Here is a 12,458-nt window from a genome sequence, read left to right as displayed (position 1 = left end):
TCTAACTTCCTTGAATCGTTGCAGTTTGTGATCGATCATCTAGCGTAAATAACAATTGCCCTTTATGCACTTCCTGACCTTTCTGAAAGAAAACGCCCGTAATTCTCCCAGACGCTTGAGGAATCACAGAAACCGTTAAATCAGATTGAACATGTCCGATCGCGGGAAACTTAAAGCACTGGCTGATTCATTACATTGCCTGCTGGACTGTAGTGACACACAAGCACATCACTGCCATTTCCGGTCGCGACACCACCCCCAACCTCGTTAGTATTTCTCCAAATCATTTGCGTGTAATGTCCGACATCTTTCCAATTCCCGGTACTAGAAACGTTTGGAAAGATACCACTGATAAAACTTCTCTTTTCATTGCCCCACAGATCAACAAACTGCGTCAAAGAAAAAGCGCCCGCCGTTCCTTTCGCGAGATTTTCTCCACCTCTTCCACTATGTTGAAAGGTGTTTGTTTGTGCCAATTGATTCGCCCATTGTTGAGCACTTGCACTGAGAGCGGATGACCATTGCAAAAGAGGCAAACCGACTTCCGCCCGATAGCGATTGTGAACCGCCAAAATCTCCTGAGCTTGAGCATTCAATCCTCCGGGTTGCTCGACACTGCCTGATGCCCAGACTGCATTGTCGGCTGTTTCAGTTTGGGAACCCGATCGATAAACCACTAGATTGCCATCGTTTTGAACTCTGAGAAAAGCCCCAGGATAGTTCGCTGTACCCGTCGCCCATCTAGGTTGCCATCCAACGTCATACAGCACCAAGTTACCATCGGTTTGCATCACCAATACACCGGGCTGAGCTGCTCCGCCCGTCTGAGTTGACCACAAGGGCTGAAATCGCTGATTGTAAAGCACCACATTACCATCCGTTTGCAAAATCAAGGTGTAAAGCTGGTTATCAGATTTCAAGCTTTGTCCGGGTGCTAGAGACTGACCAGGAAAAAGAGTTGCCATGCTGCCTCCAATGGATTGATAGTTGAATTGCATCAAAGTTCAGTATGGTTTTCCTCGCACAATTGGAAGAAAATGCGCGACAGGCGATCGCAGTGAGGATGCGTTGAGGTTGAGAAGTTCGCGCTTGAATCTTCACCTTTTTCACATTCTAAAGTTATGACAATCGAGATCTCCACTCGAAATGATATCTGCTGAAACTTTGATAGAGTGATGCTTCTCGATCGACCGTGATCAACGGAAGTCGATCGTGTATTGACTAAACGGAATAATAGTAGAGTTTGCAAAGCGGCACGGTGAGATATGATATTTGGTAAAAGGTGTAAGCAGTAGAATTATGTCAGTTTCTAACGATCGCTTTACTTATCCCTCTGCTGAAGTGCTGGTATACATGGAGCAACAAGCGGAAGAATTCGAGAGAATGAGATCGCAGCTTGTCGAAACGCACCTAAATCAATATGTTTGGTTTGAAGGGGGACAAGTGCTAGATGCTGACGAGAATTCTGAGGCTCTTGCAATTCGAGTTTGCAGAGAGGACGAAAATCGACCCTTGTTTATTAAAAAGGTTGTATTTCAAGATCCACAACCAGTCGTCAGAACACCGTTTCGCTAGTCGAGCTTCCGTGGGTACACACCAATACACTTTTCTGGATTCTAATATTCCACCAATTCCATTACTCTCTGTACATCTAGCAACACCAGGACTTGAACCAAGAAGAACGATCGAGACCCAAGCAATTCTAGATACGGGTTCTGATTGCACGCTCATTCCACTGCCATTGTTGATGCAAGTGAATGCAAGAATTATCGGTCGATCGATGCGGATTCCAGTTGCAGGAAACAATGCGATCGCAATTCCTCATTTAGTCGGCTTGCAATTTGACCAATACAATCTTGCCGGGATTGAAGTCTTTAGCTGTCCGATTGATGATATTGGCGAACTGTTGATCATTGGACGCGATTTGATGAATCGGTATCGGATTGAGTTTGATGGTCAGAATTTAGCATTTACGATTTTTTAGGAGAGGGCGATCGAGAAGTTGAGCGATCGAGTCACTCATAATGCGTCCACATTCGCAAAATCTTCACCGTATTCTCAGACTCAATGATCTCATATACCAAGCGATGCTGAATATTGATGCGTCGAGAATATGCCCCTTCCAAATCTCCGACTAATTTTTCGTAAGGTGGCGGGTTTTGATAAGGATCTTCTTGCAGGATGTCGAGTAATGCCTGCGCCTTGTCTCGCAAGTTGCTAGAAGCAAGTTTTTTAGCATCTTTCTGTGCTTGTTTCGTATAAACCAGTTCCCAACTCACCACTCTAATTCTCGATCGCATTCCTCGGTCGGGGTTGCCAATCCTTCCCGGATCGACTCTCGCATTCCTGGAACTGAAAGCAGATAGAGCGTTTCCTGCACTGCCGCCCAATCCGCTTCAGAGAGTAGTACAGCATTGCTGGTTTGTCCTGCGATTACGATCGGTTGATGCGACTGGCTGACTGCATCAATTAAGTCCTGCAACTGCTGTCGAGCGTCATCGACTGGAATCATACGTTTTTCTCTTATACATGTTTTTCCAAACTATGCCCGATCGCGGTTTCATCCAGCATAGGTTTACGCTTTACCGTCAGTATCTATCAAGAATAGCTTATGAACAGAACAGCGATCGAGAACTTGAGCGATCGAGCATTTAGCCCTTCGATTCAATGATTGGGAGCGAGTCGTCGATCGAGATTTTTCGCTGCGTTGTTTTCTCGCCCCGGAATGGAACTCGGGGCTAACGGTGCGAAGTCCGCGCTCCGGGGACTAAGATTGTTTGCGCGGTTTGGGTTGTGGTAGGGCATCGGGTTCTAGATGAGGAAAAATCGTGTTCTCGGCGTGATGGGTTTTCTGATTTTGAGCATAAGTGATCGCACGATCGAGGTTTTTCGGACTAATCGAAAAGACACCATACTCGTTTTGCCATGCAAATTTGATGTGAAAGGCATGATTAGCGTTCATGTAGCGGGTGCTGCTTCCTTTGACCAATCAAACATAATCAGACAGAGCAAGACTGGGTGGAGTTGAAACAATCAGGTGAAGATGATCTTCAATGCCAGCGATCGCATGAAGACATCCGCCTAACTTCTTGGTTTTGTGATGAATGAATTGATAAAGTGACGCTCTAAAGCAGTCGCCATGCTGATGTTCGATCGCTAGACATTAGCTCGGAATTTGAATGAGTCGAGCGACTTCCGCGCCCAATCTAGTAAAATGCCGAGTATTAAAAGTGAGGAGCGAATCTACATTGGCAATTAGCGCAGCTTGAGCGATCAGCGCATCGTAAATTCCGCCACCTGAAATATTGAGTTGCACGACTCTTTGGAGGACAGCCTGATAGTTCTCAGCCGTCAAACTGATTTTGGTGAATTGGCACAGGTTTTCTGTTAGAAGATAATCGGCGGTCGCTGGGCTAACTCGATAGGGAGGTGGCATTCGAGTCAGAATGCTGTAGCATTCTGCCAAGCTGTGAGTTGAGATGAAACCTTGTGTGGTTTGATCAAGACGGATTCGATCGAGCAAGGGTTTACAGATTGAGTACATCTCATGGTCTTGCGAGAGAGCGGCAACGATAACATTCGTATCCAATAAAACTTTTACCATCCGCCAAGTTCTCGAATTCTTGCTTCCCTCATGTCATCCACAATCGAAGCAGGAATCTTACTTCCTTGAGATTTGATCACTGGAAAACCATTCACGTATTCGATTTCGGCTTCGGGTTGCTCAGATTCAGTCTCTTCTGATGAAAGATTATTCTGTTGCGATGTGTTGCTGAGAAGTTGCTCAATCTGTTCAAACTGATCGAGCGGGATCTGTACTGCGATCGCTTCACCCTGTTCGTTGAAAACGTATTGCTTATCGATGTCCAGCATTTTGCAAGCTCCAAACGATAGTGAATTGATCTTATCCCTCGATCGTGTCATTGTGCTTCACCGTCAAACTCAAGCAAAAAACTAGCGATCTCTAAAAGATACTCTCTAAATCAATTTGTCAGAATCTCGAAACTCCCGTCCATACTTTAAGGCTTCTAGGAACGCTTCTTCATCTGAAATCAAACCAATCAGATTTTCAAGCCAGTTCGCCCAGACTGATTTCTGCTTAAGTGCAGCTACTTCTTGCTCAAGTTTTGCTAAACGATATTCGATCGCAGTTTCATCCAGCATAGGTCTACGCTTTACCGTCAATATCAAGAATAGCTTACTGATAGAAAGGCGATCAAGAGATTGGGTGATCGCAATTCCTCATTTAGTCGGCTTGCAATTTGACCAATACAATCTTGCCGGGATTGAAGTCTTTGGCTGTCCGATTGATGATATTGGCGAACTGTTGATCATTGGACGCGATTTGATGAATCGGTATCGGATTGAGTTTGATGGTCAGAATTTAGCATTTACGATTTTTTAGGAGAGGGCGATCGAGAAGTTGAGCGATCGCGAGTGCATCAAAAGGTACCCCCCTAAATCGCTTGGTCAGAATCTCGAAACTCCCGTCCATACTTTAAGGCTTCTAGGAACACTTCTTCGTCTGAAATCGAGCCAATCAGATTTTCCAGCCAGTTCGTCGAGGCTGATTTCTGCTTGAGGGCTGCTACTTCCTGCTCAATTTTTGCTAAACGATGTTCGATCTCGGTTTCATCCAACATATTTTTACGCTTCACCCGTCGATGCCAAGAATGGCGGACAAAAAGGCGATCTAGAATTTGGATTTTGGTTTTGCTACACGGATATGCGATCGACAATCCAATAAAGAGGTCGAACAATCCCATCTAACGCAGCATAATTGCATTCAACAGCCGTCGAACCACACTACCCTGTGCCCTCAAGCGCTGTTTCATCCTCTACGTTCCTCAGAGCGAGAAGCGTAGGGGTAAGACTGATTAAGCCACAAGGAATAAAGAGCAGAAGTGCAATTAATATCTAACGGTGCCATTCAACCATTATCCCTTAAAGATTGAGAATTTGCGATCGGGTTAGATGTATGACTTGAAATAATGTCAAGGGCGCTCTCTCGGAGAAATTTCAAATTTATACCCTGATTTTCATAAAATCTAGTGGATAATAATTAGTGAATTCTACCCGTGTTTATTCTATGGCTCTGTGGTGCGCTAAGAAGAAAATGATGAAGTCTGTAGCTATTTTTACTATTTCGCTTCTTTTGTGTGTTGCCCTTTCTACAAGTGCCTTTCCCCAACCGAATCGATACAACCTTAACTTACCGAACAATACTATTATTTTGGGTATTCGGACTATATCATCTCCAGTAGCTCAGTTCTGTTACGCATTTGAGGTTTCATTAAGGAGAAGACTACAAGAGGGAATACAGATAGAGCCTAGAGGTATAGCAAATCAGTATATGAATGCTTTTTACTCTAGATACTTTGGGTTACTAATGGATCTCTCAAGTGATAAGAGAATTGATATCGAATGTGGACCAAACTCTACAGCATCGGCAAATCTTCTCAATCCAAAAAGTAATGATTTTTTTCTAGGGACATTACTTTCTCGAATGACTTTCACAGAACAGGTATAAGGCTACTTCTTTCTAGAGAGCTTGCTCAACGGTTAAGTTCTTCTAATTCTCTTGAAACAGATCTTAGAAATCTCAAGATTGGAGTTATGAGTGGCACAACAACTTTGAAGCAGCTTCAAGACGACTATAGGAGAAATTACTATAACATTCGTCCCATCGAACCATTTACTCCCGATCCAACTACTCCAAAACTAGGTACAAACGCTTTAGAAAAAGCTCTAGAGAGCTTGGAAAAGCGAGAAATTGATGCACTTGCTAGTGACGCTCCTATTGTTCAGTCCTTTCTAGAAGAGGGTGTAGCAGAAGGAGGAAAACAAGGAGAAATGAATTTTGTACGTGGAAGATCTGCATTCAAAAATCAAGGGTTCGCTGTCTTTCCTTCCAGAGAGTTCAAGTCTCCTGACAATAAAGAGTACTTACCGAGAACAGATAGGGAGTCTTATGCAATGGCAGTGAGAGCAGGAACCAACAACACCAATGAGTTACGAAGATTAATTGATGATGCTTTGAGTGACTTAAATAAGCCAGAAACCACCTTGAGAAAGGCTCAAGACTATTTGAAGACTCAAGAATCTTTGAATCCGCAGAATAGCCCATCGCAAAGCAACTCGTCACCTACAAATCCAACAGGTTCTACAACAGATCAGGGGACTAAAGGCTGGTGGAAAGAGCCTGGAATCGTTGCTGCTCTAGTTGCTGCTTTTGCATCAATTGTTGTTGCTGTTCTCAATCCTCAGTTTGTTGGCGCAATTATTAGCACGATACGTAGTTGGATACAAGGGAATACGAAAACGCCTCAACGCGCAGACAGAAGAATCATCGGTCGGGTGCTAAATGACGTAACTAATATTGGAATTGAAGGAGCGCAAGTGATCTTGGAGACAGGGAGCGCACCATTGAGTAGGAGTACAGATTCAAATGGATATTTCTTTTTTTCTTTTCAGAGTACTAGAGATGAAGTACGTGTATGTGTAGACGCAAATGGTTATACAAGATTCGATCAACTGATCAATCTTGCTGATGAACAAGAAATAACTAAAGACATCAAATTATCTCCACTTTCGATTTCGCAGCTACGCAGAAACAGAACAATCGTTGGTCGCGTAGTGAATAATAGTAAATTTGGAATCAAAGGGGCGCGTGTAATTCTGGAAGCTCAAGGTGTACCACAGGTTACGAATACAGACGAAAATGGATATTTCTTCTTTTCTTTTCAAAGCTCCAAAGATACAGTTCGCGTAATTGTAGAATCAAACGGGCACAGAGGATCTGAAACTCTTGTACCTCTGTTAAATGATGAAGAGAATACAGAGACAAGAGTGACTATCAGCTTAGATCAAGCTTAGTTTAGTGCATTAGAGGAACGAAATGAGAGTTCGCAATATCACGGCAATCTTTAACATGAAACCTACATCAAGATTAAAAGCTCGATGTAGGTTTCATCAGAAGTAAGCTTAGGAAGTTAAACCACTTCACAAGTTCCGCCAGCCGCTTCGATCTTCGACTTCGCGCCCTCAGTAAACGCTGCCGCTTTCACGCTCAGCTTCACCGACAACTCACCATCGCCCAAAATCTTCAGCGGTCCATCATCTTGTGTCACAATCCCCGCATCCATCAGCGAAGATAACGTCACCTCAGAATTGGCATCCAACTCAGCTAAATCGCCCACATTGATCGCCGTGAAGAACTTACGATTGATCACCGTAAAGTATTTCAACTTCGGCAAGCGACGATACAGCGGCGTTTGACCCCCTTCAAACCCCGGACGAGTCGGACGACCCGATCGAGATTTTTGACCCCGCATTCCATAGCCACCACTCGCGCCTTGACCCGCAGAAATGCCGCGACCGATGCGACGTTTCCGCTTGGTAGAGCCTGGTTGGGGCACAGCATCTTCTAATCTCATTTGTGACTCCTAAACGCTGTAGAGTTGTTCAACCGGAATGCCGCGCTCTTGTGCTACATCCGATAGAGTGCGGAGTCCAGCTAACGCATTCACCGCCGCACGCGCATTGTTCAGCGGGTTATCTGATCCAAGCTGTTTCGCCAGAATGTTCTTCACGCCAGCAAGTTCCAACACGGTACGAACCGCACCACCCGCAATTACCCCAGTCCCCGGAGCCGCAGGACGCATCAGCACTTTCGCGCCGCCGCCTGTTGCAGTCGCAGGGTGAGGAATCGAGTTTGCTTTGGTTAGAGGGACATCGATTAGATGTTTTTTACCGTCTGCAACCCCTTTTTTCACGGCTCCGATCACGTCACTCGCTTTGCCGACACCGACACCGACTTGACCTTTCTCGTTACCGACGACCACGATCGCTCTAAAACTGAGCTTTTTACCACCTTTCACCACTTTGGTTACCCGGCGGATCTGAACCACGCGCTCTTGGAATTCAGATTCCTTTTCACGCGATTTCTTTTCTTTTCCTTTTGCCTTAGCCATTTGTGTTTGCTCCTAGAAGTTCAGACCCGCTTCACGGGCAGCATCCGCTAAGGTCTGGATGCGACCATGATATAAGTTCCCACCGCGATCGAACACCACTTGCTCGATCCCTTTCGCTTTCGCACGTTCAGCGATCAATTTGCCGACTTCTGATGCAGCCGTACAGTTTGCTCCTGATTCGATCTTTTCTTTGAGTTCAGGATCGACTGTGGAAGCAGATGCGATCGTATGTTGCGCCACATCATCAATCAATTGAGCATAGATATGATGATTCGACTTGAAGACCGCTAACCGGGGACGCTCTGGAGTGCCAGACATACGGCGGCGAATCCGAGCATGGCGAACCCGTGTAGATTCTCGACGACTTACTTTGCTCATAGTTTATTTCTTCCCTTTACCGCCAGTCTTACCAACCTTGCGGCGAACTGCTTCGCCTTGATAGCGAATTCCCTTGCCCTTGTAAGGTTCCGGGGGACGCACCGATCGAATTTTCGCAGCCGTGTTGCCGACAATCTCTTTATCAATTCCGGTCACAATCACGTTAGTGTTGTTTTCCACTTGGAATTGAATTCCTTCGGGCGGTTCGATTAAGACAGGGTGACTGTAACCCATGCTCAGGTTCAGATTTCTACCTTGAACTGCGGCACGATAACCGACCCCTTGAATCTCTAGACGGCGTTGAAATCCGTTAGAGACTCCTTCGACCATGTTGGCGACCAGCGTACGACATAGACCATGACGCTCACGAGCCATGCGGGATTCGTTGACGCGATTCACATTAACCACGTCGTCTTGGGTATTGATCGTGACTCCTGCCGGAAGCACTCTCGATAGTTCGCCTTTCGGTCCTTTGACGACGACTTCCTGACCATTCACCGTGACGGTTACTTTTGCAGGGATTGTAATCGGACGTTTTCCAATACGAGACATTGTTTTTTCCTCCTACCAGACGTAGCAAAGGACTTCACCGCCAACACCCGATTTACGAGCTTCGCGATCGGTCATAATGCCGCTTGATGTTGATACGATCGCGATCCCGATTCCACCTAAGACGCGAGGGAGGTCTTTGTGGTTCGAGTAGACGCGCAATCCAGGGCGACTAATGCGCTTTAAGGCAGTAATAATCGGTTTGCGACTTTTGCCTTTGTACTTGAGTCCGAGAACGAGATTCTTTTTCGGAATTTCGCCCACTTCTTCGATGGAAGCGATAAAGCCTTCCGCGACTAGGACTTGAGCAATACTGCGAGTCATGCGGGTCGATGGAACTTCGGTCGTTTGGTGACGCGCTAAGCTTGCGTTCCGAATGCGCGTCAGCATATCTGAAATGGTATCGTTTGCTGCCATAGTTGCCTCTGTGTGTGACTGCGTTAGTTATCTCGGAACGGCATGCCCATTTCTTTCAGCAGGGCACGTCCTTCTTCATCGGTGCTTGCAGTCGTAATGATCGAGATGTCCATCCCCCGGATTTGATCGATGCTGTCGTATTCGATTTCGGGGAAGATCAGTTGCTCTCTCAGACCGAGGGTATAGTTTCCGCGTCCGTCAAAGCTTTTCGGGCTGATGCCGCGAAAGTCCCGAATCCGAGGCAGTGCGAGGTTCATCAAACGATCCAGGAAGTTGTACATCCGATCGGCTCTGAGCGTCACCATCACCCCAACTGGCATTCCTTGACGAATTTTGAATCCGGCGATCGCTTTTTTGGCGCGAGTGACGACGGGTTTCTGACCAGTGATGACTGCGAGTTCGTTGACAGATGCTTCAAGCGCTTTCGCATTTTGAGACGCTTCGCCTAAACCCCGGTTTACGGTGATTTTGACGACTTTCGGGACTTCATGAATGTTCTTGTAACCAAACTGCTCGGTTAACTTAGGAACGACTTTTTCTTGGTACGAGGTTTTCAGTCTGTTGGACATGGTTTGTTAGTTCCTCCCTGGGCTTGGTCAGGGCTAAGAGTTGAAAAGGCTTAATCGATGATTTCGCCTGTTTTGACGAGCTTTCTCACTTTGCGTCCATCTTCGGTGAAAGTGTAGCAAATGCGAGAAGCCACTTTTTCTTTTTCGGAGTACAGCATCACATTGGAACTATGAATCGGAAATTCATAAGTTTCAATCCGACCGGATTCACCTTCTTGTCTCGGCTTGATGTGCTTGGTCTTAAGGTTGACCCCTTTGACAATCACTTTGCTGAGCTTCGGAAATGCGCGAATAATTTCGCCCACTTTTCCTTTGTCGTTTCCAGAAATCACTTGAACTGTGTCGCCCGCTTTAACGTGCATTTTGAGTGCAACGAGAGATTTTTTCTGTTTGTATGCCATCTACAGCACCTCCGGCGCTAGAGAAACAATCTTGGTGAAGTTCTTTTCGCGGAGTTCACGCGCCACGGGACCAAACACACGGGTTCCTCTGGGGTTGCCGTCTGCGTTAATAATCACGGCGGCATTGTCATCAAATCGAATGCTCATACCGCTGTCGCGTCGTAAGGTTTTACGAGTGCGAACAATCACGGCTTTCACAACATCCGACTTTTTCACTGCCATGTTCGGAATTGCATCCTTCACGACAGCAACAATCACATCGCCAACTCCGGCATAGCGACGATTTCCACCCAGTACACGAATGCACATGAGCTTCCGAGCGCCGCTGTTGTCTGCCACATTGAGATAGCTTTCCTGCTGAATCATGTCCGTCTCCTAGTAGGGTTAGGCTTTAGTGCTCACGATCTCAAGCACAGTCCAACGTTTGGTGCGGCTCAAGGGTCGAGTTTCTTGAATTCGGACGCGGTCGCCTTGTCTGCACTTGTTTTCTTCGTCATGTGCTTTGTAGCGCTTTGTCCGAACTACGATTTTTCCGTATTTGGGGTGTGCTGCGCGGTTTTCCACTGCAACCACCACCGTTTTATCCATTTTGTCGCTAACTACGACACCCGTTCTTTCTTTGACTGCCATTGGAGTTACTCACCTTTCAACTGTCTTTCACGTTCCACCGTCAGCAACTGCGCGAGGCGGTGTTTCAGGTGTTTGAACTGATGGGGTTTTTCGAGTTGACGAGTCCCTTGCTGCATTCGGAGCTGGAAGAGGTCTTTCTTAGTGGAAAGAATCTGTTCCGAAAGTTCCTCGTCGTTAAGCGATCGAGCGTCTGCAATTTTTGGAAGTGCCATCGTTTATGATTCCTCCTCAACGACTTGCTGACGGGTGATGAATTTGGTTTTGATCGGGAGCTTATACTGTGCGAGTCGCATGGCTTCTCTTGCAGTCTCTTCGGGCACTCCAGCGATTTCAAACATGATCCGACCAGGTTTCACGACTGCGACCCAGTATTCGGGCGCACCTTTACCAGATCCCATCCGGGTTTCTGCGGCGCGAGCGGTGACGGGCTTATCGGGGAAAATCCGAATCCAGATTTGTCCACCCCGGCGGATATAGCGCGTCATCGCACGACGGCTGGCTTCAATTTGGCGCGATGTGATCCAGGTTGGCTCTAGGGCTTGTAAGCCGAAGTCACCGAAGTTGAGTTGACTTCCGCGTGTCGCCAATCCTTTCATCCGACCGCGCTGCTGCTTACGGAATTTTGTTCTTCTTGGGCTTAACATTGGTCGATACCTGTAAGGTTTGGGGGTGTGGGGTGTGGGGTGTGGGGTGTGGGGTGTGGGGTGCGGGGTGTGGGAAGAAATTTCAAGTTCTCTTGCCCTCTTACACCCCACACCTCAAACCTCACACCTCGCACCTTCTTACCTACCCTTCGTTCGATCGATCTTCAAAACGCTGACGACGCTGTTGACGACGACGCGGCTGTTGATTCGGTGCAACGACTTCCGCTTCACGCTCTTGTCCGGGTAAGATTTCTCCCTTGAACACCCAAACTTTGATGCCCAACGTTCCGTAGATCGTTTGGGCAGTCGTGCAAACGTAATCGATATCTGCTCTCAAGGTGTGCAGCGGGACACTTCCTTCGCGAGAAGCTTCTGGACGAGCAATTTCAGCTCCGTTCAGACGACCGCTCACTTGGATTTTGATGCCCTCAATACCTGCCCGTTGAGCGCGTTGGATCGCTTGACGCACGACGCGACGGAACGAAACCCGACGCTCTAGCTGTTCAGCAATGTACTCACCAATCAACGCAGCATCGGCATCCACACGAGCAACTTCCACGACGTTGATGCGGATTTGTCGATCGCTGGCTCCCAATGCTTGCTGAAGATTGGTTCTTAGCACTTCGATTCCAGCACCACCGCGACCGACGACAACGCCGGGACGTGAGGTACGGATTTCTAAATCAATTTGATCGGCTTTGCGCTCGATGCGGATTTCAGAAATCCCTGGCTTCTTCAGGTTGTCCAGATTTCTCGGATTCTTGGTGAAGAAATGCCGAATTTTGTGGTCTTCCTGAAGCAAGTCGGGATAACGATCGGAATCTGCAAACCAGCGCGATCGATGTTCTTTGATCACACCGAGCCGAAATCCATTCGGGTTAATCTTCTGTCCCATGT

The 12,458-nt window shown here is 46.9% G+C and carries 26 protein-coding genes; 4 read left to right on the top strand and 22 right to left on the bottom strand.

Annotated elements, in window-relative coordinates; all coding sequences use genetic code 11:
* Nucleotide 1: 1 nt before the first annotated feature.
* Both NIES2104_RS30750 and NIES2104_RS31645 read right to left on the bottom strand, forming a co-directional pair.
* Complete coding sequence (locus tag NIES2104_RS30750) at nucleotides 2-127, bottom strand: biotin/lipoyl-binding protein (protein ID WP_225895221.1); 126 nt, start codon at nucleotides 125-127, stop codon at nucleotides 2-4.
* 43 nt (nucleotides 128-170) lie between these two features.
* A complete protein-coding gene (locus NIES2104_RS31645) occupies nucleotides 171-965 on the bottom strand; it encodes a CAP domain-containing protein (protein ID WP_225895220.1) in 795 nt (264 codons plus the stop codon).
* Between the two features lie 334 nt (nucleotides 966-1,299).
* Here NIES2104_RS31645 and NIES2104_RS08240 point away from each other — a divergent pair, with 334 nt between their 5' ends.
* Nucleotides 1,300-1,575: a hypothetical protein gene (locus tag NIES2104_RS08240; protein ID WP_058997507.1), complete on the top strand. Its 276-nt coding sequence runs from the start codon at nucleotides 1,300-1,302 to the stop codon at nucleotides 1,573-1,575.
* Between the two features lie 10 nt (nucleotides 1,576-1,585).
* A complete protein-coding gene (locus tag NIES2104_RS08235) occupies nucleotides 1,586-1,984 on the top strand; it encodes a hypothetical protein (protein ID WP_058997505.1) in 399 nt (132 codons plus the stop codon).
* A 31-nt stretch (nucleotides 1,985-2,015) separates the two neighbouring features.
* On the opposite strand, the gene NIES2104_RS08230 is transcribed toward NIES2104_RS08235, so the two are convergent.
* The 7 genes from NIES2104_RS08230 to NIES2104_RS08205 form a co-directional block, all read right to left on the bottom strand.
* Entirely contained in the window at nucleotides 2,016-2,300 is a 285-nt protein-coding gene (locus NIES2104_RS08230; protein ID WP_263970929.1) for a Txe/YoeB family addiction module toxin, read from the bottom strand.
* Nucleotides 2,276-2,512, bottom strand: coding sequence for a type II toxin-antitoxin system Phd/YefM family antitoxin (locus tag NIES2104_RS08225; protein ID WP_058997502.1), 237 nt, complete (start codon nucleotides 2,510-2,512; stop codon nucleotides 2,276-2,278). The genes NIES2104_RS08230 and NIES2104_RS08225 overlap by 25 nt, the downstream gene beginning before the upstream one ends.
* A gap of 255 nt (nucleotides 2,513-2,767) precedes the next feature.
* Nucleotides 2,768-2,962, bottom strand: a complete 195-nt coding sequence (locus tag NIES2104_RS08220; protein ID WP_058997500.1) for a hypothetical protein — start codon at nucleotides 2,960-2,962, stop codon at nucleotides 2,768-2,770.
* A gap of 27 nt (nucleotides 2,963-2,989) precedes the next feature.
* A complete protein-coding gene (locus NIES2104_RS33795) occupies nucleotides 2,990-3,154 on the bottom strand; it encodes a transposase (protein WP_082690112.1) in 165 nt (54 codons plus the stop codon).
* Nucleotides 3,155-3,163: 9 nt separating this feature from the next.
* The gene (locus tag NIES2104_RS08215) at nucleotides 3,164-3,604 is read right to left on the bottom strand and encodes a PIN domain-containing protein (RefSeq protein WP_058997498.1); all 441 of its coding nucleotides are present in this window, start codon (nucleotides 3,602-3,604) and stop codon (nucleotides 3,164-3,166) included.
* A complete protein-coding gene (locus tag NIES2104_RS08210) occupies nucleotides 3,598-3,873 on the bottom strand; it encodes a hypothetical protein (protein WP_058997497.1) in 276 nt (91 codons plus the stop codon). The genes NIES2104_RS08215 and NIES2104_RS08210 overlap by 7 nt, the downstream gene beginning before the upstream one ends.
* Before the next feature lie 105 nt (nucleotides 3,874-3,978).
* Entirely contained in the window at nucleotides 3,979-4,164 is a 186-nt protein-coding gene (locus NIES2104_RS08205) for a hypothetical protein (protein ID WP_058997494.1), read from the bottom strand.
* 64 nt (nucleotides 4,165-4,228) lie between these two features.
* On the opposite strand from NIES2104_RS08205, the gene NIES2104_RS31640 reads away from it, so the two are divergent.
* Nucleotides 4,229-4,405, top strand: coding sequence for a hypothetical protein (locus NIES2104_RS31640; RefSeq protein ID WP_156426894.1), 177 nt, complete (start codon nucleotides 4,229-4,231; stop codon nucleotides 4,403-4,405).
* Between the two features lie 52 nt (nucleotides 4,406-4,457).
* On the opposite strand, the gene NIES2104_RS33360 is transcribed toward NIES2104_RS31640, so the two are convergent.
* Nucleotides 4,458-4,766, bottom strand: coding sequence for a hypothetical protein (locus NIES2104_RS33360; RefSeq protein ID WP_263970928.1), 309 nt, complete (start codon nucleotides 4,764-4,766; stop codon nucleotides 4,458-4,460).
* 850 nt (nucleotides 4,767-5,616) lie between these two features.
* Between NIES2104_RS33360 and NIES2104_RS08190 the strand changes: the two genes are divergently transcribed.
* Nucleotides 5,617-6,876 carry a carboxypeptidase regulatory-like domain-containing protein gene (locus NIES2104_RS08190; RefSeq protein WP_058997490.1) on the top strand — a complete coding sequence of 420 codons (1,260 nt, stop codon included), beginning with the start codon at nucleotides 5,617-5,619 and terminating at the stop codon, nucleotides 6,874-6,876.
* Between the two features lie 116 nt (nucleotides 6,877-6,992).
* On the opposite strand, the gene rplO is transcribed toward NIES2104_RS08190, so the two are convergent.
* From rplO to rpsC, 12 genes are all read right to left on the bottom strand, one after another.
* The gene (rplO, locus tag NIES2104_RS08185) at nucleotides 6,993-7,436 is read right to left on the bottom strand and encodes a 50S ribosomal protein L15 (protein ID WP_058997489.1); all 444 of its coding nucleotides are present in this window, start codon (nucleotides 7,434-7,436) and stop codon (nucleotides 6,993-6,995) included.
* A gap of 9 nt (nucleotides 7,437-7,445) precedes the next feature.
* Nucleotides 7,446-7,973 carry a 30S ribosomal protein S5 gene (rpsE, locus tag NIES2104_RS08180; protein WP_058997487.1) on the bottom strand — a complete coding sequence of 176 codons (528 nt, stop codon included), beginning with the start codon at nucleotides 7,971-7,973 and terminating at the stop codon, nucleotides 7,446-7,448.
* Nucleotides 7,974-7,985: 12 nt separating this feature from the next.
* A complete protein-coding gene (rplR, locus tag NIES2104_RS08175) occupies nucleotides 7,986-8,351 on the bottom strand; it encodes a 50S ribosomal protein L18 (RefSeq protein ID WP_058997485.1) in 366 nt (121 codons plus the stop codon).
* 3 nt (nucleotides 8,352-8,354) lie between these two features.
* Nucleotides 8,355-8,903: a 50S ribosomal protein L6 gene (gene rplF, locus NIES2104_RS08170; RefSeq protein ID WP_058997483.1), complete on the bottom strand. Its 549-nt coding sequence runs from the start codon at nucleotides 8,901-8,903 to the stop codon at nucleotides 8,355-8,357.
* 12 nt (nucleotides 8,904-8,915) lie between these two features.
* A complete protein-coding gene (rpsH, locus tag NIES2104_RS08165) occupies nucleotides 8,916-9,317 on the bottom strand; it encodes a 30S ribosomal protein S8 (protein WP_058997481.1) in 402 nt (133 codons plus the stop codon).
* Between the two features lie 23 nt (nucleotides 9,318-9,340).
* Nucleotides 9,341-9,886, bottom strand: a complete 546-nt coding sequence (gene rplE, locus NIES2104_RS08160; RefSeq protein ID WP_058997478.1) for a 50S ribosomal protein L5 — start codon at nucleotides 9,884-9,886, stop codon at nucleotides 9,341-9,343.
* Between the two features lie 50 nt (nucleotides 9,887-9,936).
* Nucleotides 9,937-10,287, bottom strand: a complete 351-nt coding sequence (gene rplX, locus NIES2104_RS08155; protein WP_058997476.1) for a 50S ribosomal protein L24 — start codon at nucleotides 10,285-10,287, stop codon at nucleotides 9,937-9,939.
* Entirely contained in the window at nucleotides 10,288-10,653 is a 366-nt protein-coding gene (rplN, locus tag NIES2104_RS08150; RefSeq protein ID WP_058997474.1) for a 50S ribosomal protein L14, read from the bottom strand.
* Between the two features lie 18 nt (nucleotides 10,654-10,671).
* The gene (gene rpsQ / locus NIES2104_RS08145; protein ID WP_058997472.1) at nucleotides 10,672-10,917 is read right to left on the bottom strand and encodes a 30S ribosomal protein S17; all 246 of its coding nucleotides are present in this window, start codon (nucleotides 10,915-10,917) and stop codon (nucleotides 10,672-10,674) included.
* Between the two features lie 5 nt (nucleotides 10,918-10,922).
* Nucleotides 10,923-11,129: a 50S ribosomal protein L29 gene (gene rpmC / locus NIES2104_RS08140; protein WP_058997471.1), complete on the bottom strand. Its 207-nt coding sequence runs from the start codon at nucleotides 11,127-11,129 to the stop codon at nucleotides 10,923-10,925.
* Between the two features lie 3 nt (nucleotides 11,130-11,132).
* Nucleotides 11,133-11,561, bottom strand: coding sequence for a 50S ribosomal protein L16 (gene rplP, locus NIES2104_RS08135; RefSeq protein ID WP_058997470.1), 429 nt, complete (start codon nucleotides 11,559-11,561; stop codon nucleotides 11,133-11,135).
* A gap of 142 nt (nucleotides 11,562-11,703) precedes the next feature.
* Entirely contained in the window at nucleotides 11,704-12,456 is a 753-nt protein-coding gene (rpsC, locus tag NIES2104_RS08130; protein WP_058997469.1) for a 30S ribosomal protein S3, read from the bottom strand.
* Nucleotides 12,457-12,458 lie beyond the last annotated feature (2 nt).

The organism is Leptolyngbya sp. NIES-2104 (assembly GCF_001485215.1).
Classification (GTDB): domain Bacteria; phylum Cyanobacteriota; class Cyanobacteriia; order Leptolyngbyales; family Leptolyngbyaceae; genus Leptolyngbya.
The sequence above is the reverse complement of the archived record's forward strand: the minus strand, read 5'-3'. Positions and strand labels throughout refer to the sequence as shown.

Coding starts and splice junctions, on each gene's coding strand:
- NIES2104_RS31645 (WP_225895220.1), bottom strand. CDS start 965: ATGGCAACTCTTTTTCCTGGTCAGTCTCTAGCACCCGGACAAAGCTTG.
- NIES2104_RS08240 (WP_058997507.1), top strand. CDS start 1,300: ATGTCAGTTTCTAACGATCGCTTTACTTATCCCTCTGCTGAAGTGCTG.
- NIES2104_RS08230 (WP_263970929.1), bottom strand. CDS start 2,300: ATGCGATCGAGAATTAGAGTGGTGAGTTGGGAACTGGTTTATACGAAA.
- NIES2104_RS08225 (WP_058997502.1), bottom strand. CDS start 2,512: ATGATTCCAGTCGATGACGCTCGACAGCAGTTGCAGGACTTAATTGAT.
- NIES2104_RS08220 (WP_058997500.1), bottom strand. CDS start 2,962: ATGAACGCTAATCATGCCTTTCACATCAAATTTGCATGGCAAAACGAG.
- NIES2104_RS08215 (WP_058997498.1), bottom strand. CDS start 3,604: ATGGTAAAAGTTTTATTGGATACGAATGTTATCGTTGCCGCTCTCTCG.
- NIES2104_RS08210 (WP_058997497.1), bottom strand. CDS start 3,873: ATGCTGGACATCGATAAGCAATACGTTTTCAACGAACAGGGTGAAGCG.
- NIES2104_RS08205 (WP_058997494.1), bottom strand. CDS start 4,164: ATGCTGGATGAAACTGCGATCGAATATCGTTTAGCAAAACTTGAGCAA.
- NIES2104_RS33360 (WP_263970928.1), bottom strand. CDS start 4,766: ATGGGATTGTTCGACCTCTTTATTGGATTGTCGATCGCATATCCGTGT.
- NIES2104_RS08190 (WP_058997490.1), top strand. CDS start 5,617: ATGAGTGGCACAACAACTTTGAAGCAGCTTCAAGACGACTATAGGAGA.
- rplO (WP_058997489.1), bottom strand. CDS start 7,436: ATGAGATTAGAAGATGCTGTGCCCCAACCAGGCTCTACCAAGCGGAAA.
- rpsE (WP_058997487.1), bottom strand. CDS start 7,973: ATGGCTAAGGCAAAAGGAAAAGAAAAGAAATCGCGTGAAAAGGAATCT.
- rplR (WP_058997485.1), bottom strand. CDS start 8,351: ATGAGCAAAGTAAGTCGTCGAGAATCTACACGGGTTCGCCATGCTCGG.
- rplF (WP_058997483.1), bottom strand. CDS start 8,903: ATGTCTCGTATTGGAAAACGTCCGATTACAATCCCTGCAAAAGTAACC.
- rpsH (WP_058997481.1), bottom strand. CDS start 9,317: ATGGCAGCAAACGATACCATTTCAGATATGCTGACGCGCATTCGGAAC.
- rplE (WP_058997478.1), bottom strand. CDS start 9,886: ATGTCCAACAGACTGAAAACCTCGTACCAAGAAAAAGTCGTTCCTAAG.
- rplX (WP_058997476.1), bottom strand. CDS start 10,287: ATGGCATACAAACAGAAAAAATCTCTCGTTGCACTCAAAATGCACGTT.
- rplN (WP_058997474.1), bottom strand. CDS start 10,653: ATGATTCAGCAGGAAAGCTATCTCAATGTGGCAGACAACAGCGGCGCT.
- rpsQ (WP_058997472.1), bottom strand. CDS start 10,917: ATGGCAGTCAAAGAAAGAACGGGTGTCGTAGTTAGCGACAAAATGGAT.
- rpmC (WP_058997471.1), bottom strand. CDS start 11,129: ATGGCACTTCCAAAAATTGCAGACGCTCGATCGCTTAACGACGAGGAA.
- rplP (WP_058997470.1), bottom strand. CDS start 11,561: ATGTTAAGCCCAAGAAGAACAAAATTCCGTAAGCAGCAGCGCGGTCGG.
- rpsC (WP_058997469.1), bottom strand. CDS start 12,456: ATGGGACAGAAGATTAACCCGAATGGATTTCGGCTCGGTGTGATCAAA.